We start from the raw sequence: 21,436 nt of genomic DNA on the forward strand, positions 1-21,436 counted from the left end.
GTTTTAAGAAAAGGTATTCTGGAGGAATATTTATTTTAAATTCACCGAAGGAGAGAAATTATGGATAAAAAATTTAAATCAGGCTTTGTAACAATAATCGGAAGACCAAATGTGGGAAAGTCTACTCTAATAAACAGGCTGCTGGGGGAGCGGGTATCGATAATATCCAGCAAACCCCAGACAACCAGGAACTCAATACGCTGCATATACACAAATGATGAGTATCAGATTGTTTTTATCGATACACCCGGCATACACAAACCCCGGCATGCGCTGGGAGAGTACATGGTAAAGACGGCAACAGAGTCATTAAAAGGCGTGGATGTTGTTATAGTGATGTTTGACTGTTCCGCAGAAATAGGTCCTGGAGATATGCATATAATCGAAGTGGCGGGAAAGGTCGACTCCCCTGTCATTCTTGTGTTGAACAAGATAGACAGGATAGCAAAATCCAGACTGGAGCAGGTTGCAGCATCCTTGGTTACGCATGAGAACCACTTTGACGCTATAATACCTATTTCAGCAAGTACCGGAGAGAACCTTGACGAGCTTTTGAAGGAGATAGTAAAACATCTGCCGGAGGGCCCCAAGTATTTCACTGAGGACATATACACTGACATGCCGGAGAAATTCATTGTATCTGAGATAATAAGGGAAAAGATACTTGAGCTTACCGAAGAGGAAGTGCCCCATGGAACCGCTGTAGATATTACCTCCATGAAGGAAAGGGAAAATAAGGACCTTATAGATATTGAAGCCACTATATTCTGTGAAAAGGATTCCCACAAAGGGATGATAATAGGAAAGCAAGGCAAAATGTTAAAAGAGATAGGCACTAGAGCAAGAGTTGACATTGAGAGTCTGCTGGACTGCAAAATCAACCTGCAGCTTTGGGTCAAGGTTAAAAATGATTGGCGTGACAATAAAGGCGCGCTTAAGAACTTCGGGTATAAGTGGGAGTGAAGAAATGTCAATATCAAAGACTGAAGGTATTGTCCTAAAGCACACCAATCTCGGCGAAGCGGATAGAATACTGACAATACTCACAAGAAACAACGGAAAAATCAAAGCGATTGCCAAAGGCTGCCGAAAACCAAAAAGCAGCCTTCTTTCATCGTCGGAGGTTTTTGTTTTCAGTGAGTTTGTAGTATACAAGGGTGCGAACTTCTATCATGTATCGCAAGCTTCAACAAGAGAAACCTTTTATAATATAAGGAAAGATCTATTGAGGCTTTCTTATGCCACCTATTTTGCGGAGCTTGCAGAATCTGTATCTGATGAGGATATACCGAGCGAAAGATTGTTTCTGCTGCTTGCGAAGGTACTTTATTATCTTTCTACCGGAGAAATACCAATGGGATTATTACACGTGGGCTATCAGCTGAAGCTTATGGATATCAGCGGATACAGACCCAATTTAGCCAAGTGTGCAATATGCGGGAAATCAAGTGAGGATTTTATCAAGTTCAGCGTCAATCTTGGAGGTGTCATTTGCGGCGATTGCAGCACTGATGAGAGATTATGGAAGGATGGAGATGTTTTCAAGATCAGCCATGGTACCATAGAGGTTTTTAAATTTTTGTTGAATACTGAAATTTCTAGATTAAATACAAAGAAAATTGATAATACTATTTTTAATGAAATAGATAAAATAACTAGATCCTTCATCCTAAGCCACTTGGATAAAAGGTTTAAGTCGCTTGATTTTTTGGATGATATAAAGGATTCAGGTTTCTAGAAATTTTAAAAAGATTTGAAAGGAGTAGGTCCCATGGATATAAGTCTTGAAAAGGTTGACATTATCAGGGATAGGACAGGTGTTTCTTATAAGGAAGCTAAGGATGCCCTTGAAGCAGCTGGCGGCAATGTAGTGGATGCCTTGATAAATATTGAAGCAGTTGGGGATAAGAGGTGGACAGAGACAATCTCTGTAAAAGGCAACGAGGCGGTTGACAAGCTGAAAGGAATAGTAAAGTCAGGCAATGTGAATAGGATAAGAGTTAAAAAGGATGAATATGTAATACTTGACATACCCGTTACAGCTGGAGCCATAAGCGCAGTAGCAATTCCACAGCTTACAGCAATAGGAGCGGCAGTTGCACTGCTGTCAAAGTGTACCATAGAGGTGGAAAGGCCAAACAAACAGACTATTAATGTGTCACAGGCAATCACAAATACCGCAGATGATATTGCAAATAAGATAAAAAATGTAACTGGTGATATCAGGAACATGAAGTCTGGCGCAACCGGCCAAAAAACCGGATTAGCGGACGATATTGATACCTTCAGCGCAGAAAATATGGATGACTACACCTTTAAGAGCAATGACTATACTGATGCTTCCAACGTAAACGTTGACGACACTTTTACACAATAGACTATTGACAAAATATATACGATTTGCTAAATTAAAGTTAGTATACCGAGTTTAAACGGTATGCAATGCGTTGAAGAAGAGAAGTAATCAAATTATTGCACTCTTAGAGAGCCGGGAGCTGGTGGAAGCTCGGCAGTGCAGCTTGACGAAGGGCGCTTTGGAGCAGAGGTATGAAAAGAGGGTTTGATAAGGTTCTTTTATCAGACCAAAAAGGGTGGAACCGCGGAAGTAAACCTTTCGTCCCTTGCAGCAAGGGATGAAGGGTTTTTTTTATTTTATCAAAATCAGTATTTGGAGGGATATGAAATGACATTTCAAGAGATTATTCTGACGCTTCAGAAATACTGGGCTGAACAGCATTGCATTATCGCACAGCCTTACGATGTGGAGAAGGGTGCGGGTACGATGAGCCCTTACACATTTTTAAAAGCGCTGGGGCCGGAGCCTTGGAGAGTGGCTTATGTAGAGCCTTCAAGGAGGCCTGCGGATGCAAGATATGGGGAAAATCCCAACAGGCTGTATCAGCACCATCAGTTCCAGGTAATTTTAAAGCCTTCACCGGACAATGTGCAGGATTTATATCTGGGAAGTCTTAAAGCATTGGGAATCGACCCGCTCAAACATGACATCAGATTTGTAGAGGACAACTGGGAAGCCCCTACTCTTGGAGCTTGGGGACTTGGCTGGGAGGTATGGCTGGATGGAATGGAGGTAACTCAATTCACATACTTCCAGCAGGTAGGAAGCGTAGACTGCCAGCTGGAATCTGCGGAGCTAACCTATGGTTTAGAGAGAATAGCAATGTATATCCAGAATATAAACAACGTATTTGACATAGAATGGGTTGCAGGTATAAATTACGGTGATGTATTCAAGGTTGCGGAATATGAGCATTCCAGATACAGCTTCGAAGAAGCGGATACAAAGCTGCTTTTCAGGCTTTTTGAGGAATATGAGGGAGAGGCTAAGAGGTTGCTTGATAAGAATATTGTTCTGCCAGCCTATGATTATGTTCTAAAATGCTCGCATGCTTTCAATATACTGGATGCAAGGAAAGCTATAAGCGTTACTGAAAGAACCAGTTTTATTGGAAGGGTAAGGAATCTTGCGAGGCTTGTAGCTCAGGGCTACCTGAAGCAAAGAGAGTCTATGGGATATCCCCTGCTCAAAAAGGCTGTATCCGGAGGTGCGAAAAATGAATAAGGATTTGTTGTTCGAGATAGGCACGGAGGAAATCCCTGCCAAGTATATGCCAGCTACGCTGGAACAGGTTAAAGGTATTGCAGAGTCAATGCTTAAAGGTAATAGGATAGTTTTTGAGGAGATAAAGTCATATGGCACTCCAAGAAGAATAGTACTTTTCGTCAGAGGGATTGCAGAGCAGCAGGAGGATTTGGAGGAACTGGTAAAAGGCCCTTCCAGGAAAGCAGCCTATGATGAAAATGGCAACCCGAGCAAGGCTTTATCAGGCTTCTTAAAAGGCCAGAAGGCAGAACTGCAGGATGTGTTTATTCAGGAGCTTTCCGGAGTGGAATATGTATATTTTAAAAAGCAGGAAAAAGGTCGGCCAACTAAAGAAGTGTTAAAGACAATACTTCCTAACATACTTACATCAATCACCTTTCCCAAGTCAATGAAATGGGGCAATAAATCCTTCAGGTTTGCAAGACCTGTCAGATGGCTGGTGCCAATACTGGGAGACGAGCTGATAGAGTTTGACAAGGACGGAATTCAGTGCAGCAGGAGCACAAAGGGACATAGAGTATTGTCAAATGGCAGCATAGAGATAAGAAATACAGCAGAGTATTTTGAAAAACTCAGGGAAGGCTTCGTCATTGTAGATCAGGACGAAAGACGCTCGCTGATACGCAAGCAGTGTGAAGCGCTGGCAAAGGCAAAAGGCGGAGAGGCGCTAATGGATGAAGAGCTGCTGGAAGAGGTTGTATATCTTTTGGAATATCCTACTGCTCTCATGGGCGGCTTTGAAGATGAATATCTCAAGCTTCCAAAGGAAGTAGTTATTACTCCGATGAAGGAGCATCAGAGGTATTTCCCAGTTTTAGATAAGAATAAAAAGCTTATGAATTACTTCATTACTGTAAGAAACGGCGACAATCGCTTCCTGGAAACAGTACAGGAAGGAAATGAGAAAGTTCTTAGGGCAAGACTGGCAGATGCGAATTTCTTCTACAGCGAGGACAAGAAGAATTCATTAGAGAGCTGTGTGGAGAAATTAAAGAATATAGTATTCCAGGAAACCTTAGGCACCATATATGACAAGACACAAAGAATAAGAGGCCTAAGCGAATACCTTGCAGAAGTGGTTGGATTAAACAGCGGCGAACGAAAGAATCTGCTAAGGTCTGCGTACTTATGCAAGGCTGATCTGGTTTCCGGGATGGTTAAGGAATTTGATGAGCTGCAGGGAATAATGGGAAGAGAATATGCACTGATGCAGGGTGAAAAGCAAGAAGTGGCGGATGCAATACTTGAGCATTATCTTCCAAGGTTTGCAGGAGATTATACTCCTGAAACTGTAAATGGTTCAATCCTGAGCATCTCAGATAAAATGGACACTATCTGCGGCTGCTACGCAATAGGTATACAGCCGACGGGTTCCCAAGACCCATACGCTCTGAGGCGGCAGGCAATAGGAGTCAATTCGATAATACTTGAGGCAAAAATGCATTTGGGATTGGCACATCTTGCAGATACCGCTCTCAAGTCCTATGCAGAAAAAGGTATACTTACGGGCGATATAAAGACGATAAAGAGAGACATAATTGAATTCTTCAAGCAGAGATTCAGGAACGTCATGATAGACAAGGGTTTCGAATATGATGTGATTGATGCTGTTATAAATGCTGAGTTTGATGATATATATGACGCATATATGAAAATTGAGGAGCTGTCAAAGTGGAAGTATAGGGATGAGTTCCTTAATATCCTGGGCTCAGTAAGCAGAGTTTCCAATCTTGCTGCTAAGGCTAAGAGTTCCCAAATAAATGCAGAACTTTTCACAGAGAAAGCTGAACTGGAGCTTTTGAAAGCCTTTGACAGGGTGAATACGGAATATGAAGGATATGTGGACAATAGGGAGTATGGAGAAGCATTGAGGCTTATGATTACGCTTAAGAAACCTATAGATGACTTCTTCGATAATATTATGGTAATGGTAGAAGATGAGGATATAAAGAACAACAGGCTGGGACTCTTAAAGAGCATGGCCAACATGATGAACAGAATGGCAGACTTGGGTGCGATAGTAGTGAACAAATAAATTCAGACCGGCACTTTGAAAGGTCGGATTTACAAAGTGCCGGCATTTTGTACACTCCAAATTTTTTCAATGATATAAAATTTGATTTTTTTATTGTGATGATAAATGCTTTATGATAGTATTTATAGAGAATGCAGTATAAATAAGGTAAATCTCATAAGTTATATATATATTGCACATCATATATAGCAGGTAAAATGACCGCTAAAAACGTTTCGAGGCAGGTGATAGCCATAGAATTTACAAGTCGTCAGAAACAGATAGTAGAGCTGGTAAAGAATAATCAGCCTATAACCAGCGAGCAGCTGGCAGCAAAGCTCAATATGACAAGAGCAGCCTTAAGGCCTGATCTTACAATACTTACGATGTCCGACATGCTTGAAGCCAGGCCAAAGGTAGGATATTTTTACTCGGGAAAGAGTGTAAACAACATAGGCAGCGATTTCATAAAGAGCATAAAGGTTGCTGAAATAAAGTCAATTCCTGTGGTAGTTGATGAAGCAACAACCGTATATGATGCGATTGTTACGCTTTTTTTAATGAATGTTGGTACAATCTATGTGCAGAATAAAGGAGCACTTACTGGGGTAGTGTCCAGAAAGGACTTCATAAAGATTGCAATCGGCAATAACGACATACACAATATGCCGATTGGAATGATTATGTCGAGGATGCCTAATATAATTTATATATTGGATACTGAAAGTGCATATGACGCAGTAGTTAGGCTTATTACCCATGAAATAGACAGCATACCGGTAGTAGAGCCTTTTAAGAATGAAGAAGGCAAGGAACTATTCAAAATAACCGGCAAGGTATCCAAAACCACTATTACTAAACTGCTTTATGATTTGTGCAAGCAATAGGTTAGGGGGATATTATGGATAAAAATAGGGTAGTAATATTTGTGATATCAGATTCAATAGGAGAAACTGCGGAGCAGGTGGCAAAAGCCGCAACTGCCCAGTACCCTGAATGTGAAATCAGAATAAAATGGATACCGTATGTTACCGAAATAGAGAGCATACAGGAAGTAATAAGCGAGGCAAAGGACCTGGACAGTATAATAATGTTTACACTTGTGGTTCCTGAGCTTAGAGAATATCTGAAAAAGCAGGCTGATGAGCATAATATTACTTATGTTGATATAATGGGGCCTGCGGTTGATGCCATAGCTAAAGTCACAAAGCAGCACCCTACAGATATACCAGGGGCTATGAGAAAGCTTGATGATGAATACTTCAAAAAGGTTGAGGCTATGGAATTTGCAGTAAAGTATGACGACTGCAAGGACCCAAGGGGTATAAAGAAGGCTGACCTGGTATTGCTTGGAATCTCCAGGACCTCCAAGACTCCTCTCAGCATGTTCCTGGCAACCAAGAATATAAAGGTGGCCAATATACCGCTAATGCCTGAAGTGAAGCCACAAAAGGAGCTTTTTGAAATATCTCCAAAGAAGATAATTGGTTTGGTGATCAGTTCAGACCATCTGAATCCAATAAGACTGGAAAGGTTGAAATCTCATGGGCTAAAAAGTGAAGCAAATTATGCAAGCATGGAGAGAATAGCCTATGAGCTTAAATATGCTGAAGAAATCATGAATAAAATCGGTTGCAGCGTAGTAGATGTAACTGATAAAGCCATTGAGGAAACAGCAAATATTATACTGCAAATATTAAAGGAGGCTAACGAGGAATGAAGAAGTATGTTTACAACTTTAAAGAAGGAAAGGCTTCAATGAAAGACCTCTTAGGAGGAAAAGGCGCAAACTTGGCTGAAATGAGCAATATAGGGCTGCCTGTACCTCCAGGATTTACTATAACGACTGAGGCCTGCAACGAGTACTATAACCAAAATGAGCAGATTTGGAAAGAGCTTAACGATGAAATATTCGCAGAGCTCAAGCAGCTGGAAACTGCCACAGGCAAGACCTTCGGCGGTGGAAGCAATCCGCTTCTCGTATCTGTAAGATCCGGTGCAAAGTTTTCAATGCCTGGTATGATGGATACAATTCTTAATCTCGGCTTGAATGACGAAGTTGTTGAAACAGTGAAAAACAGCACTGGCAATGAAAGATTCGCAATGGACAGCTATAGAAGATTCATTCAGATGTTCAGTGATGTTGTTATGGAGATTCCAAAGCCAAAGTTCGAAAAAATTCTTGATGCAATAAAAGAAGAAAAGCATGTGAAATATGATACTGACCTTACAGCTTCAGACCTTAAGGAAGTTGTTGAGAGATTCAAGGGTCTCTACAAGCAGGAGAAAGGCGAGAGCTTCCCGCAGAATCCCAGGGAACAGCTTTTGCACTCAGTGACAGCAGTATTCAGATCATGGAATAATGAAAGAGCAATAATATACAGAGCAATGAATAACATACCGGGAAACCTCGGTACAGCCGTTAACATACAGTCAATGGTATTCGGGAATATGGGAAATGACTGCGGAACAGGAGTTGCTTTCACAAGAAACCCATCAACCGGAGAAAGAAAATTATACGGCGAATTCCTTATGAATGCACAGGGTGAAGACGTTGTTGCAGGTGTAAGAACACCTCAGACAATTGATAAGCTCGGTGAAATCAACAAGGAAGTTTATGACCAGTTTGTAAGCGTTGCAAATCTCTTGGAAGACCACTACAGAGATATGCAGGACATAGAATTCACAATAGAAAAGGGCAAGCTGTTCATGCTCCAGACAAGGAACGGCAAGAGAACAGCTGGTGCAGCACTTAGAGTTGCTGTTGAGCTTGTTGAAGAAGGCAAGTTAAGCAAGGAAGAAGCTGTAATGAGAGTTGAACCTTCACAACTTGACCAGTTGCTGCATCCTAACTTTGACACTGAAGCACTTAAGAAAGTAACTTCAATAGCAAAAGGACTTCCGGCTTCACCTGGAGCTGCTTCAGGTAAGGTATACTTTACAGCAGCTGCAGCAGTAGATGCAGCAAAGAATGGTGAGAAGGTAGTACTTGTAAGACAAGAAACTTCACCTGAAGATATTGAAGGCATGGCAGAATCCCAGGGAATACTTACAGCTAGAGGCGGTATGACTTCACATGCTGCAGTTGTAGCAAGAGGTATGGGTAAGTGCTGTGTAGCCGGCTGCGAAGATATTAAGGTTAATGAAGATGCAAAGCAGTTCTCAATCGGCAGCAAGATATACAAGGAAGGCGACTTAATATCCATCAACGGCAGTACCGGTCATGTCTATGAAGGAGTTATTGCTACAAAGACTCCAGAAATGTCCGGCCATTTCGGAACTCTGATGTCATGGGCTGATGATGTAAGAAAGCTTAAGGTAAGAACAAACGCTGATACTCCCAGGGATGCGCAGCAAGCTGTGGCATTTGGCGCAGAAGGCATAGGCCTCTGTCGTACAGAGCATATGTTCTTTGATGAAGACAGAATACCGGCAGTCAGAGAAATGATTATATCCGAAACTCTTGAAGAGAGAAAGGTCGCATTAGTAAAGCTTCTCCCAATGCAGAGAGAGGATTTCATAGGTATATTCGAGGCTATGGAAGCAAGACCTGTTACTATAAGGCTTTTGGATCCACCACTGCATGAGTTCCTGCCTCATTCTGATGAGGATATCAAAGAACTTGCGAAGACAATGGGTATTGAGTTCAAAACGCTTAAAGAAAGAGTTGAGAGTTTGCATGAGTTCAACCCTATGCTCGGTCACAGGGGCTGCCGACTTGCAGTAACATATCCTGAGCTAGCTGAAATGCAGGCAAGAGCTATAATTGAAGCTGCCGTATATGTGAAGAAGAATAAGGGAATAGATGTACATCCTGAAATAATGATTCCACTCGTAGGGGATATCAGAGAGCTTACATACATTGAAAAGATAGTTAGAGAAACAGCTGATAAGATTATAGCTGAATCCGGAATAAAGCTTGAGTATATGTATGGTACGATGATAGAAGTGCCAAGAGGTGCTGTGACAGCTGATGAAATAGCAAAGTCAGCTGAGTTCTTCTCCTTTGGCACCAATGACCTTACACAGATGACCTATGGCTTCTCAAGAGACGACGCAGGCAAGTTCATAAAGGAATACCTCAACAAAGGCATATTCGAACAGGATCCATTCCAAACTCTCGACCAGAACGGCGTAGGAAAGCTTATTAAGATGGCTGCAGAGCTTGGGAGAAGTGTAAGACCGGGAATAAAGCTCGGTATCTGCGGAGAGCACGGCGGAGACCCTGCATCCATAGAATTCTGCCATAAGGTAGGACTTAACTATGTATCCTGCTCACCATTCAGAGTGCCGATAGCAAGACTTGCTGCAGCACAGGCAAATATTAAGGACAAAATGGGCGAATACAGCCAGAAATAAATAGAAATATTTGAATCAAAATCCGCATATCCCAATTGGGATATGCGGATTTTTTTATTTACCTCAGACAAACTGTAGCATTAAAATGTACAAGTCATATAATGCTAGTGGAAGAAAATAAACCGGTTCTGATTCTACAATTGGAAAAAAGGGGAGGTGAATTTATGGGATTTGTAAAAATGCCCGAAATGCTTTCGCCGGAATTAATAAAGGCTTTAGCAGGCAATGTATATACCGCTAAAGGTGAGCCGAGCCCCAAGGACGAAATGGCTGCAACATGGAAAAAGTATATAAAAGAAGATAAGAAACATGACAAAAAGGAAGACAAAAAAGAAGATAAAAAAAGAGGTAAGAAATATACACAGGAAGAATGCTGGGAAGATGATGAATGCTGCTGCTCGAAAAAGGTAAAATTCATATTTCTATTGAACAACGCAGTGGTAATCAATATCAATGCAGTATGCGAAGAAGAAAGTTACACGGCATAAGCAACGATCTTACCATTGTTTTTTTTTGAGAAAGATTGCTTAAAATGCATAGGTACATGATAAATGAATTATTGTACCTATGCTCAACTATACATAACAGGATTCAGAAAGTGAGGTGATGAAAACATGGAAAGAGTTATTATGCCTGAACTTATATCACCGGTGTTTGCAGAAATGATATCAGAAAACCCAGAATTACTTAAAATTATTGTAGACCACCAATCCGGTGAGGAGCTAATAGTAGGACAGAACTGTACTTTAGATTGTAATTGCAATCCAACAAATGTCAAGCTTGTATTTTGCAATGTAACAATTGGCATAGATGACACAGTGGATGAGTGCGATAATACCTGTGGCTCAGGAGAAACAGAAGAACAGATTGGCAACTGTCATATAAAGATAAATGATGGTGCGCTTGGTAAAAGAGGTTTTCATTGGGAAGAATTGCTGAATGAGCTGAGTCAATTAAAGCTAGAGGTGGCAGTGCTTGAGGCAAGGATGGAAGAAGCCAAGAAAATATTAAAATTGATACCAAGGCAAGCATGTAACAGAAAGCTGGTAGCTCGATGTAAAATTGATATAAATGAAGCTTTGGAGCATTTAGCTGATAAGAAGAGGGAATTGGGATATAAGGCCTGGCTTATGGAGAACTAAAAATAGTGAGAAAATGGTTTTTAGTACAATCAGTAGCAAAACAATGTACAAGTCATACTATGCTAGTGGAAGAAGACAAACCGGTTTAGATTCTCCGCCCATTAAAAGAAAGGAGGTGAATTTATGGAATATGTAAAGATGCCTGAATTGCTGTCATCTGAAGCAGCACAAGTCCTTGCAGACAATGTGGATGCTGTTAGAGAAATGATGAGCTCAAGGGAATATGACGGTGGCTGTCATGACAATGATGAATGCTGCTGCCCGAAGAAAATTAAATTCATATTCGTAATGAACAATGTGGCGATAATCAACATCAATGCAGTATGCGAAGAAGAAGATGATCATCATAAGAAGTGCTAAATCCATATATAACGGCAAGAATTAGTCTTCCCAGAAGTATATTTTTGGCAATATGCTGAATTCAGCAACTAGACATAGAGAGCTCGGGCTCTCTATACCTTTGTATTACATATTTGATCTTACTGTACATTTCTGTCTTGATCCGCGGTCATAATGCCTGCCTTTTCAACAACCTTTCAGTACAGCTGCAAAAAATTGAGCAGCTGAGGAAGGGGTTTATTGCAAATGAATCTTACGAGTTCAGGCATACCTTAGTTTTGCTAAGGGTTCTGCAGCAACAATAAGGGATGTTACTGGGAATATGTTGCAAGAATGGACAAGCAGCTGTGAATTATGCCTGTAACCACACGGCCGGAGAGGGACGGATGCGAATATAAGTATTAGAAAATGTAGATAATGTTAAACTGGTATTATTGGTTGGTTAGGGAGCTAGTATGTTAATAAATGCGAGATGTGCGCCTGATTTTGGGCGAGAAAGGTCCCTTTGGTTCGGGGGCTTCGGAGAATGCAGGGATGAACATCGTTCGCCAGTGGCAGGGGCGCCCGTTGTGAGGCAGTAAATGAATACTTGGCATAATAGTTGCATAACTTTTATAAGGATAAGAATATAATTATCGAGGAGGTTATAATAACAATGAGAGAAGTTGTAATTGTAGGTGCGGCTAGAACCGCAATAGGAAGTTTCAACGGCAGCCTTGCAGGAGTTCCAGCGGTTGACCTTGGGGTGGCTGCAGTTAAGGAAGCAATTAAAAGAGCAGGCATTACCCCTGATATGGTGGATGAGACAGTATTAGGCTGTATTCTCCAGGCTGGATTGGGACAGGGAGTAGCAAGACAGGTAGCTGTAAAAGCAGGTATACCTGTTGAAAAACCAGCATATACAATCAATATGATATGCGGATCAGGCTTGAGGGCTGTACAGATTGCTGCTCAGCAGATTATATCCGGAGAATGTGATGTTGTAGTTGCAGGTGGTACCGAGAACATGAGCGCAGCTCCATATTTATTGAAAAATGCAAGAACAGGCTATAGAATGGGACATGGAGAGATAGTGGACTCAATGATACATGACTCCCTCACTGATATATTCAACAACTATCATATGGGTATGACTGCCGAAAATTTGGCAGAGAAGTACAGCATTTCAAGAGAAGAACAGGATGAGTTTTCAGCATCCAGCCAGAACAAAGCTGAAGCAGCTATAAAGGCAGGCAAATTCAAGGATGAAATAGTTCCTGTAGTCATCTCATCAAAGAAGGGCGACGTAATTGTTGACACAGACGAGTTCCCAAGGGCTGGGATAACTGCAGAAGCTCTTTCAAAGCTTAGACCAGCATTTAAGAAGGATGGTACAGTAACAGCAGGAAACGCATCAGGTATAAATGATGGAGCTGCTGCTTTAGTAATAATGGCAGCTGACAAAGCAAAGGAGCTTGGACTTAAGCCCCTTGCAAAGATAGCAGGCTATGGTTCGGCAGGTGTAGATCCAAGCATAATGGGTATTGGACCGGTTCCTGCAGTAAAGAAGGCATTGGAAAGATCGAAGCTCAAACTTGAAGATATTGACCTTATAGAAGCTAATGAAGCTTTTGCTGCACAGGCTCTCGCAGTTGCAAAGGAGCTGGGTTTTGATATGAGCAAAGTAAATGTAAATGGCGGAGCTATTGCCTTGGGACATCCTGTTGGGGCAAGCGGTGCAAGAATACTCATCACACTTCTTTATGAAATGAAGAGAAGGAACTTAAAGCATGGCCTTGCGACCTTGTGCATAGGCGGCGGTATGGGTACAGCTCTAGTAGTAGAAATGTAGTATACGATAGAAGTTAGAAGGAGGAATATTTAATTGAGATTAAAGGATAAAGTAGCTATAATTACCGGCTCTACAAAGGGAATAGGTAAAGAGACTGCAATGGTTTTTGCCAGAGAAGGTGCAAAGGTAGTAGTCGCAGGTACACGTGAGGATGCAATAAAAGAAGTAGTTGCGGAAATAAAGGCAATGGGTGCTGAAGCAATGGGCTTCAAGGTTGATGTCAGCAAGCGTGCACAGGTAGATGAAATGGTAGCAGGCGTTAAGCAGGCTTGGGGCAGAATTGATATACTTGTGAACAATGCAGGTGTAACAGCTGACGCAATGCTCAAGAAGATGACAGAAGAGCAGTTTGATAAAGTAATCAATATCAACCTGAAGGGCGTATACAACTGTGCGCAGGCTGTACTTGACATAATGACCGAGCAGGGAAGCGGAGTAATACTCAATGCCTCTTCTGTAGTAGGATTATACGGCAATGTAGGTCAGACCAACTATGCAGCTGCAAAGTGGGGAGTTATAGGTATGACAAAGACCTGGGCCAAGGAGCTTGGAAGAAAAGGCATTAGGGTAAATGCGGTTGCTCCAGGTTTCATAATGACTCCTATGACTGAAGCTGTTCCGGAGAAGGTACTGGATCTGATGAAGGAGAAGGCTCCTCTGCAGAGACTCGGAAAACCTGAAGATATTGCGAATGCGTTCCTGTTCCTTGCCTCTGATGAAGCAAGCTTCGTGACTGGAGCTGTTCTCTCAGTAGATGGGGGACTCGTAATCTAATATTTATATATTAAAAAATGGATTGCTCAATGAGCAATCCATTTTTTAATTAGCTGTTATTTCTTTAGTGGCACTATTGCCGGATTCTCAGATACCTGAGAATCTAAAGGTGTCTTTTCTACTGTGAGGTATTTTATAAGCATTCCTGCTGTATCTGCCTTTGTAAGTTCAAGGTTCGGCTTAAAGTTGCCATCGGCTGTATCAACAAGACCGAGCGTATCTGCTATTGAGACATAACCTATGTTTTTGGTGGGTATGGTATTGGCATCCTTAAGGTTGCTAACGAACATATTACCCAAGTCTGCAAGGAATCCTACACCCAGTGCTTTTACCATCATTTTTGAAGCGTCCATTCTTGTGACACAAGCTTCGGGGTTTTTATCCTTTTTCGTCAGTATATTCTGCGCTATTGCATTTTCATAGTACCTGTCGTATTCACTGCTGTCAGCTGTTGCATAAGGGATAGGATAGTATTCCGGCTGTGTAGCTTTCATCAGAAGCTTTACAAAATCCTTTTGAAGTATTTTTGTGTCCGGATCGAATTTGCTTTCTGTGGAATCTAGGACACCCAGCTCTACAAGCAGCTTGATATCCTTTTCAAACTTATGACCTGCAATATCTGTGAATGCAGCTTTATTAGCTTCAATTATAGGTTTTCCGCTATAGTCTATGAACTGCCCGCTCTTTGCATCAATCATACCGTTGAAGTTATCCAGCATGTAAGCGAGCTTTATCATCATGCTTTCATTATATCTGTTATAATCATATATCCTTATATACTTAAGCATTAGGTCATGCTTTGCATAAAGTGTCTTGTAAGCGTCTTCAAGGCTTATTACACCTTTTGCATCCGGGAACTCCAGGTTGTTCCACATCATGTTAAATCCTATTACCTTGCCTGTATATGCGCTTACAGTGACGTTTAGGTTATTGAAGGGAGCGGATACTCCGTTTTCCTTCCTGATAAAGTTCATATTGTAGCTTGCTGTGTTTTGAAGCTTCATGTAGGCGTCCATGTACTGTTCTCTGTATTCTGAATTCTTGAATTTAACAGGCTGTATCTCCTGAAGGAATTTTTTAGCTATCTCGTTGCATTGTTCCTTCGTGTACTTAGGAGTGCTGTTAGGCTTAGCTCCATTCTCGCTGCTGCTGATGTTGAAGTTCTTTACTTCACCTGTAACAGCATCTACCGCGCCATATATATAGTAATATGCGTTATTTGTCTTGTCTGTGTAGCTCCAACTGAAGTTCCAAACAGCACTTTCAATGCTTTGGCCGCCATAGAGGCTTGAATTGTCCATATTGAATTTGCTGTCTACAGATACGTACTTTTTAAGAGCTTCTATGGCTTTTTCCTTGCTGATATATTTGCTGGAATCATCAATTACCTTCTGCTCCTGTGGCGTTGGCACAGAGGCGAACCTGCCCCCATCGCCACCGAGAGCGTATTTTTCCTGCATTGCATACATTGATCCGTAGTATGGCTGGGTGATTATTTCGCCGGTAATAGCATCAATAGGATTGCTGCTATTCTTCTGAGAGTATACAAGTATCAGCTTGGGGTTCCCTGGAGGATTCGGATATATCATCTGATATGCTAATTCCAAACCGAGCTTCTCGGCGTTAATTTTCTTAGCTGCTCCTACATTGATTGCCTTCTTCGAATCGGGAATAGGAATCACTGTATCCCATTCCAAGCTGAAATGTCTTACCTTAAGTGTGTTCTTATCTATCTGGACTTGCATACCATTGTCCTGAAAGTCGATTCCGTCTACCTTTCTCATGAAAAAGAAGCTGTAAATATCATTGTTGTAGACAGGGCGGAAAAGGTTATTCTGGTATTCATCCATAAGCTCTGTATTATTGAATTTGTCAGGATGCAGCTTTTTAACAAGCTCCGTTGCTACCTTTTGAGCTTCTTCTCTTGTGTATTTCGGTATTTTCTTTGTTGGTACGGCGTAATTTTCCCATTTACTCATATTAATTATTTCACCAGTTGCTGCGTCCACAGTAACGTTGATGCTTGAACCGCTTCCAAGGGTGGAGTTCCAGTTCAGGAACCAAAGCTTCCTGCCAAACTTTGTTTCTGAATAGCTGCTATTGAAGTCTAAGCTTGTAGTATCAATGTTGAAGGTTGTCTTGGCAATATCTATTGCCTTTTTGAGTTCCAGCTTGCTGTCCTCTGCAGCAGATACGGGACCTGCAAGAAGGACGCCGAAGATCAATGCAGTCAGTGTTATGATTGATATTATCCTTTTCATTCTAATCTCCCTTTCCTTTGCTTTTAATTGATTATGTACCAAATTTCTAATATAATCCTTTGACTGCCATGAATTAATAAAAGTTCCAAAAAAATGTGGTTTTTACAAAATCATTTTTATATTGAAGCTTCCTCTGTCTTTACTGAGCTTGCGATAAGCTTGTTAATGACCTTAAGCTCATCCGGTGTTAAGTATCTCCACTGGCCTACCGGCAGCGAACCAAGCGTTACGTTCATGATCCTTACCCGCTTGAGTTTCACCACTTCATAGCCGAATACCTCGCACATCCGTCTTATTTGTCTGTTCATTCCTTCCGTAAGAATTATTCTAAACATATACTTGGACATCTGTACAGCTTTACACTTTTTGGTGACAGTTCCTAATATTCGTACACCATTTGCCATGGACTCGACAAAGCCCTCGGTTATAGGTTTGTTTACAGTCACTATATATTCCTTTTCATGGTTGTTTCCTGCCCGGAGAATCTTATTTACAATATCTCCATCGCTGGTGAGGAATATTAGACCTTCAGACTCCTTGTCCAGCCTTCCTACAGGAAATATTCTCTTTGGAAAGTTGATGAGATCTATTATATTGTTTTTTTCCTTTTGGTCCGTGGTGCTTACTATGCCTGGTGGTTTGTTAAAAGCCAGGTACACCGGTCGTTCTTTGGGTTTCAAGGACTTGCCGCCCAGCTTTACATTATCCCCGGGATAAACCTTGCTGCCCATCTCTGCTTTTTCATTGTTTATGGTGACACGTCCCTGTCTGATGAGCTCATCGGCTTCTCTTCGGGAGCATAACCCCTTCTCGCTTATGTATTTATTAATTCGGATGCTCTCACTTGTATCCGAATTCATTTGTATTTTACTTTTCATGAAGTACTTCCTTTCAACTTTTTGGCTCGTGGCACGCGGCTCGAGGCTACTTAGTATATATTTTACTTATATTTAGCAAAATAATCAATTTATGTGGTTAAGAAATTGAATATATGAAAAGAAAATGTAAATAATTAGATATATAGGAAAAGCATATCATAGATGCATTTAATTACCTAAATAGAATCTTTTGGAGGTGTGCATATGAGTAAAAGCGAGAATACTAGAAGCAAGCTGAAAATCGCCGATGACTGTAAAACCCCTTCAGAGATTTATAGTATTATACTGCGTGGCGTTATTTGCACATTGAGAACGATTTTTTTGAACTATTATGTTTCAGAAAATATTGAGGCATTAATGAAGTACGTTAATGAGAAAAGGATAATCAGCGCCGAGGAGTACAAAAGGCTTTTATATGAAGCTAAGGATTTTTATCCGGTAATTATTTGCGCTTTATTTATAAACCCTCTGAAAAGGCACACAAAAAATCTAAAAAACATCAAAATTGACAGTGAATCTAAACAAGAGCTTTTCAATGAGATTAATGAGGAGCTGAACAAGTTTTTTAATGATTGGCTCTGCGACGTGGAGGTGGATCCGCTGCTTTTTTACAGATTGTCTGTGTCCTATGGCAAGCCTTTCAGCCTCGAGCTCTCAGTTAAAAAACATCTTGCATGTGTGCTTACTCCCATTGAGGAACAAGTACTGAAGCTCCAGATGATAGAGATTATTTCATTGTATGCGATAGAGCAGGTTGCAATACATTTGGGACTCACAGGCCTTGACTATATTGACTATATCAAGACAACAGCGGTAAAAAGCAGGGAGACAGCGCAGGAGGTAATATGACGTATTGTATCGATACAATTGAACAGAAAGTGATGAAATTGTGTGCAAAAAAGTGGATTTGATATTGTTCCAGATTGATGCTCCTGTATAATTAACTTAAAGACACATAACTGAAATGCATATTCTATGGGGGAGCGTGGGCAAATGGAAACAAGAAATTCAAATTACAGCAGTACTAGTTCAAATATCAGAGCTATTGTACAAATGGGACTTTTATCTGCACTGACCTTCGTGGCAGCCTGGGCTATCCATATACCTTATGGAAATGGTGGAGTTATTCATTTGGGAGACAGCATGATATTCCTTACCGCAGTGGTTTTCGGAGGAAAATTTGCGGCTATATCCGGAGCAATAGGCATGACTATGTTTGATATACTCTCCGGTTTCTCTGTATGGGCACCATATACTCTTGTGATTAAAGCAATGATGGGCTTGATTGCAGGAAGTCTGGCCTACATGGGAGGAGCAAAGGGCGAAAGTGTGGTAAAGAATGCAATAGGAATGCTTTTAGCAGGCATCTGGATGATATTCGGATACTACGTTGCAGAAGCCGTAATCACTTGGAATATTAAACAGCCTATATTCAGCATATTGGGCAATGTTATACAGGTCACAGCTGGTGCCGCTATAGCCTTTGTAATCATAGCAGCGATAAAAAAGACCAGCTACTTCAAAAACAGATAGAAGACACTTATAAAACCATGTATTTTTAAAGCGAATACATGGTTTTTTCTATTTTATACATTTTTTTTGAAATGTCCCTGTAACCAACCAAGTTTACATAATTGGTATAATGGTTATGGGGGAGTGTGAGGTAATGAAGAAAAAGGTCACAAGGTATTTTTTGCTGTTTTTGGCATTAGTATTCGCGTTGAACATATGCATGCCTGTATTCGCAGCAGAAGGTACATATGAAGAGGATGCACCTTTAGCGGACAAGCAGATAGCGAAAAAGGAGCTATTGCTCATTGAAGACAACACATACAATTTCAAGGATATAGCTAATTATTGGGCTAAAGATGAACTCTTGGAATTGAGCTATATGGATATAATAAAAGGCTATGATAATGGTACGATGCAGCCTGATAGGACTGTGTCCAGAGAAGAGTTCGTGGCTATGCTTGTGAGGGCATTGGGAATTGCTGCGGATGATGAATTCACTCAAAGCTATAATGATGTTACAAGCAGCAACTGGAGTCAGAAGTATATTTCTGCAGCCAAAGAAAATGGGCTGCTGACTATATTTAGTGGTTATTATTTTTATCCCTATAAGGAGATAACCAGGGAGGAAATGGCGGTTATTACTGCCAAAGCGGTTCAGAACGCTGATGTCACTGGGGAGAAGCTCAGCTTCAAGGATATAGCCCAGTACTATAAATATAAGGACAGCATTGATAAAGTTACATCATTGGGAATAATTACAGGGCTGCCGGATGGAAGCTTCGCACCTAAGGGCAAGGCAACCAGAGCACAGGCTGCAGCTGTAATAGGAAGAGTGCTGAGAACCAGAGAGGCTTTAAAGGAAACAGCAGATACTGCATTGACTGCATTTGCCTCCAATTATGAAAATAGTGTAATGAACTCCCTAAGTGAAGGCGACTTGAGCTTTAATGAGCCACTCTCCCTTTCAATAGGAAAAGAAGGCAAAATAAATGTTATAAGGTCTGAACAGCTAAATATTCAATACCCCAGTGGGCTTGTCAACAGGAAGCATATAGAGAATGAAAGCTTTGTAGTCCTAAGCAAATCCAGATACCTTGCTGCCATCGATATATCCTATGATATGGTGCTGGATACTGGCAATTATGCTTATGGCAGATATAAGATAAAGAAAACATTATATATGAAGAATATAGGCGACAGCTGGGTAGTGTATAACAGCGTACCAGAATTCAGTGATGATGAATTGGGAAAGAAAGTGAACCTTTCATGGCACTATATCTGGAATAATACCCCCGACATGTCGCAGGTCAAGAAGGTAGACGGATTGAATGTGGTATCCCCTACCTGGTTTACACTTGCAAACGAGAAGGGTGATTTGGATGACAGGGGAAGCCTCAGCTACAGCAGCTGGGCTCATAAGAACGGTTATAAGGTCTGGGCTTTAGTGGACAATAAATTTGATCCTGCAATGACGAATAAGCTGCTTAGTAATGCAGGTGCAAGGGCAAAGCTTATAAGCTCCATTATAAGTAATGCGAAGAAATATAAGCTGGATGGCATAAATATTGATTTTGAGAACATGTATACGAAAGATAAGAATGCTTTCACTCTGTTTATGAAAGAGCTTTATAAACAGACAAAAGCAAATGCCTTGAAACTTTCAGTTGATGTATCAATAATTGCAGTAAACTCCAACTGGTCCGAGAGTTTTGACAGGGCTGCGCTTTCCAAAACTGTGGATTATGTGGCTCTAATGGCTTATGACCAGCACTGGGGCGGCAGTCCGGTAAGTGGATCTGTTGCACAGCTGACCTGGGTTGAACAGAGCGTGCAAAGAGTATTGAAGGAAGTTCCAAAAGAAAAATTGCTTCTCGGAGTTCCCTTCTATACAAGACTGTGGAAAGAGGAGTATGTTAATGGCAGCAGCAATCCGGTTGTCACATCCCAAGCTATTTCTATGAGTAAGGCAGAAAGCATAATCGCAGAAAACAAAGCTTCAAAGACATGGGATGCTGCAAGTGGACAGTACTATGCCACATATAATGTGGGCAAGACAACTTATAAGATATGGCTGGAGGACGAAAGATCCATAAAGCTTAAGGCTGAGCTGGTGAACAAGTACAGGCTGGGGGGCATAGCATCCTGGAAGTATGGCTTGGAAAAGCAGACAATCTGGGAAGTAATCGCAAAGACAATCAAAAATAGCTAGGTAATAAGAACAACCGTGTCAATAGCCACATAAGAGCATTAGCTTTGTATATCGACTCACACAGTATAAGCTTTGGACAGAATTAGAGCTTGATACTTGTAAAACCCTAACGCACATAAACCCAACCTCCTGTTGGTATGTGCTAGATTTACATCACGTAAATCTTACGGGTTTTCCTACGTATCAAGCTCTATTCTGTTACCCAAAGACTTATAAGTGTTCGCTGATATACAAAGCTAATGCTTTCCTATATCGATACATAGCTTTCCTCTACTGAGTAGCTAATTAGTAGAACAGCCATGTCAATAGCCTAAGTATGCTTATACAGAAATTGTCAATGGCACTTATGAACGGAGCCTTAGAAAAGTCGTATGCGAGGCAGGACGCCGAAGCAAGCCTTCCACGTCCACGGATGGATATTGGAAGGCGTTAGACTTTTCTTAGGCGGAGAGAATTAGTGCCATCAATTTTTGTATACTCATATGTGGCTATGAC

The 21,436-nt window shown here is 41.1% G+C and carries 18 protein-coding genes and 1 other annotated feature; of the genes, 16 read left to right on the forward strand and 2 right to left on the reverse strand.

What is annotated here, in order from left to right:
• The first annotated feature begins 60 nt into the window (after positions 1–60).
• From era to fabG, 13 genes are all read left to right on the forward strand, one after another.
• Positions 61–963, forward strand: a complete 903-nt coding sequence (era, locus tag VEB00_05030) for a GTPase Era (protein ID HYF82376.1) — start codon at positions 61–63, stop codon at positions 961–963.
• 4 nt (positions 964–967) lie between these two features.
• The gene (gene recO, locus VEB00_05035; protein ID HYF82377.1) at positions 968–1,738 is read left to right on the forward strand and encodes a DNA repair protein RecO; all 771 of its coding nucleotides are present in this window, start codon (positions 968–970) and stop codon (positions 1,736–1,738) included.
• A 33-nt stretch (positions 1,739–1,771) separates the two neighbouring features.
• The gene (locus VEB00_05040; protein ID HYF82378.1) at positions 1,772–2,377 is read left to right on the forward strand and encodes a DUF4342 domain-containing protein; all 606 of its coding nucleotides are present in this window, start codon (positions 1,772–1,774) and stop codon (positions 2,375–2,377) included.
• Positions 2,378–2,438: 61 nt separating this feature from the next.
• Positions 2,439–2,625, forward strand: a binding site (T-box leader).
• A gap of 58 nt (positions 2,626–2,683) precedes the next feature.
• Positions 2,684–3,580: a glycine--tRNA ligase subunit alpha gene (gene glyQ, locus VEB00_05045; GenBank protein HYF82379.1), complete on the forward strand. Its 897-nt coding sequence runs from the start codon at positions 2,684–2,686 to the stop codon at positions 3,578–3,580.
• Positions 3,573–5,657: a glycine--tRNA ligase subunit beta gene (glyS, locus tag VEB00_05050; protein ID HYF82380.1), complete on the forward strand. Its 2,085-nt coding sequence runs from the start codon at positions 3,573–3,575 to the stop codon at positions 5,655–5,657. The genes glyQ and glyS overlap by 8 nt, the downstream gene beginning before the upstream one ends.
• Positions 5,658–5,881: 224 nt before the next feature.
• On the forward strand, positions 5,882–6,523 hold the full coding sequence (locus tag VEB00_05055) for a helix-turn-helix transcriptional regulator (protein HYF82381.1): 642 nt from the start codon (positions 5,882–5,884) through the stop codon (positions 6,521–6,523).
• A 14-nt stretch (positions 6,524–6,537) separates the two neighbouring features.
• Positions 6,538–7,356, forward strand: coding sequence for a pyruvate, water dikinase regulatory protein (locus VEB00_05060; GenBank protein HYF82382.1), 819 nt, complete (start codon positions 6,538–6,540; stop codon positions 7,354–7,356).
• Positions 7,353–9,995, forward strand: coding sequence for a pyruvate, phosphate dikinase (ppdK, locus tag VEB00_05065; GenBank protein ID HYF82383.1), 2,643 nt, complete (start codon positions 7,353–7,355; stop codon positions 9,993–9,995). Before VEB00_05060 ends, ppdK begins: the two co-directional genes overlap by 4 nt.
• A 164-nt stretch (positions 9,996–10,159) precedes the next feature.
• Positions 10,160–10,483: a hypothetical protein gene (locus VEB00_05070; protein ID HYF82384.1), complete on the forward strand. Its 324-nt coding sequence runs from the start codon at positions 10,160–10,162 to the stop codon at positions 10,481–10,483.
• A gap of 126 nt (positions 10,484–10,609) precedes the next feature.
• Complete coding sequence (locus VEB00_05075; GenBank protein HYF82385.1) at positions 10,610–11,137, forward strand: hypothetical protein; 528 nt, start codon at positions 10,610–10,612, stop codon at positions 11,135–11,137.
• A gap of 123 nt (positions 11,138–11,260) precedes the next feature.
• On the forward strand, positions 11,261–11,497 hold the full coding sequence (locus VEB00_05080; protein ID HYF82386.1) for a hypothetical protein: 237 nt from the start codon (positions 11,261–11,263) through the stop codon (positions 11,495–11,497).
• A gap of 634 nt (positions 11,498–12,131) precedes the next feature.
• Positions 12,132–13,307 carry an acetyl-CoA C-acetyltransferase gene (locus VEB00_05085; GenBank protein ID HYF82387.1) on the forward strand — a complete coding sequence of 392 codons (1,176 nt, stop codon included), beginning with the start codon at positions 12,132–12,134 and terminating at the stop codon, positions 13,305–13,307.
• Between the two features lie 33 nt (positions 13,308–13,340).
• Complete coding sequence (gene fabG / locus VEB00_05090; protein HYF82388.1) at positions 13,341–14,081, forward strand: 3-oxoacyl-[acyl-carrier-protein] reductase; 741 nt, start codon at positions 13,341–13,343, stop codon at positions 14,079–14,081.
• Between the two features lie 56 nt (positions 14,082–14,137).
• On the opposite strand, the gene VEB00_05095 is transcribed toward fabG, so the two are convergent.
• Both VEB00_05095 and rluF read right to left on the reverse strand, forming a co-directional pair.
• A complete protein-coding gene (locus VEB00_05095) occupies positions 14,138–16,342 on the reverse strand; it encodes a YcdB/YcdC domain-containing protein (GenBank protein ID HYF82389.1) in 2,205 nt (734 codons plus the stop codon).
• 116 nt (positions 16,343–16,458) lie between these two features.
• Entirely contained in the window at positions 16,459–17,220 is a 762-nt protein-coding gene (gene rluF, locus VEB00_05100; protein ID HYF82390.1) for a 23S rRNA pseudouridine(2604) synthase RluF, read from the reverse strand.
• A 204-nt stretch (positions 17,221–17,424) separates the two neighbouring features.
• On the opposite strand from rluF, the gene VEB00_05105 reads away from it, so the two are divergent.
• The 3 genes from VEB00_05105 to VEB00_05115 all read left to right on the forward strand — a co-directional run bounded on the left by VEB00_05105 (position 17,425) and on the right by VEB00_05115 (position 20,941).
• On the forward strand, positions 17,425–18,069 hold the full coding sequence (locus VEB00_05105; GenBank protein HYF82391.1) for a hypothetical protein: 645 nt from the start codon (positions 17,425–17,427) through the stop codon (positions 18,067–18,069).
• A gap of 144 nt (positions 18,070–18,213) precedes the next feature.
• Positions 18,214–18,753 (forward strand): ECF transporter S component, encoded by a 540-nt coding sequence (locus tag VEB00_05110; protein ID HYF82392.1) that lies wholly within the window; start codon positions 18,214–18,216, stop codon positions 18,751–18,753.
• Between the two features lie 133 nt (positions 18,754–18,886).
• Positions 18,887–20,941, forward strand: a complete 2,055-nt coding sequence (locus VEB00_05115) for a glycosyl hydrolase family 18 protein (protein HYF82393.1) — start codon at positions 18,887–18,889, stop codon at positions 20,939–20,941.
• The last annotated feature ends 495 nt before the right edge of the window (positions 20,942–21,436 follow it).

The sequence above is a fragment of the Clostridia bacterium genome, assembly GCA_035628995.1.
Lineage (GTDB): Bacteria > Bacillota > Clostridia > Lutisporales > Lutisporaceae > BRH-c25.

Bases quoted from the DNA above. Each gene is read 5' to 3' on its own strand.
- era (HYF82376.1), top strand. From the start codon at position 61: ATGGATAAAAAATTTAAATCAGGCTTTGTAACAATAATCGGAAGACCA.
- recO (HYF82377.1), top strand. From the start codon at position 968: ATGTCAATATCAAAGACTGAAGGTATTGTCCTAAAGCACACCAATCTC.
- VEB00_05040 (HYF82378.1), top strand. From the start codon at position 1,772: ATGGATATAAGTCTTGAAAAGGTTGACATTATCAGGGATAGGACAGGT.
- glyQ (HYF82379.1), top strand. From the start codon at position 2,684: ATGACATTTCAAGAGATTATTCTGACGCTTCAGAAATACTGGGCTGAA.
- glyS (HYF82380.1), top strand. From the start codon at position 3,573: ATGAATAAGGATTTGTTGTTCGAGATAGGCACGGAGGAAATCCCTGCC.
- VEB00_05060 (HYF82382.1), top strand. From the start codon at position 6,538: ATGGATAAAAATAGGGTAGTAATATTTGTGATATCAGATTCAATAGGA.
- ppdK (HYF82383.1), top strand. From the start codon at position 7,353: ATGAAGAAGTATGTTTACAACTTTAAAGAAGGAAAGGCTTCAATGAAA.
- VEB00_05070 (HYF82384.1), top strand. From the start codon at position 10,160: ATGGGATTTGTAAAAATGCCCGAAATGCTTTCGCCGGAATTAATAAAG.
- VEB00_05075 (HYF82385.1), top strand. From the start codon at position 10,610: ATGGAAAGAGTTATTATGCCTGAACTTATATCACCGGTGTTTGCAGAA.
- VEB00_05080 (HYF82386.1), top strand. From the start codon at position 11,261: ATGGAATATGTAAAGATGCCTGAATTGCTGTCATCTGAAGCAGCACAA.
- VEB00_05085 (HYF82387.1), top strand. From the start codon at position 12,132: ATGAGAGAAGTTGTAATTGTAGGTGCGGCTAGAACCGCAATAGGAAGT.
- VEB00_05095 (HYF82389.1), bottom strand. From the start codon at position 16,342: ATGAAAAGGATAATATCAATCATAACACTGACTGCATTGATCTTCGGC.
- rluF (HYF82390.1), bottom strand. From the start codon at position 17,220: ATGAAAAGTAAAATACAAATGAATTCGGATACAAGTGAGAGCATCCGA.
- VEB00_05105 (HYF82391.1), top strand. From the start codon at position 17,425: ATGAGTAAAAGCGAGAATACTAGAAGCAAGCTGAAAATCGCCGATGAC.
- VEB00_05110 (HYF82392.1), top strand. From the start codon at position 18,214: ATGGAAACAAGAAATTCAAATTACAGCAGTACTAGTTCAAATATCAGA.
- VEB00_05115 (HYF82393.1), top strand. From the start codon at position 18,887: ATGAAGAAAAAGGTCACAAGGTATTTTTTGCTGTTTTTGGCATTAGTA.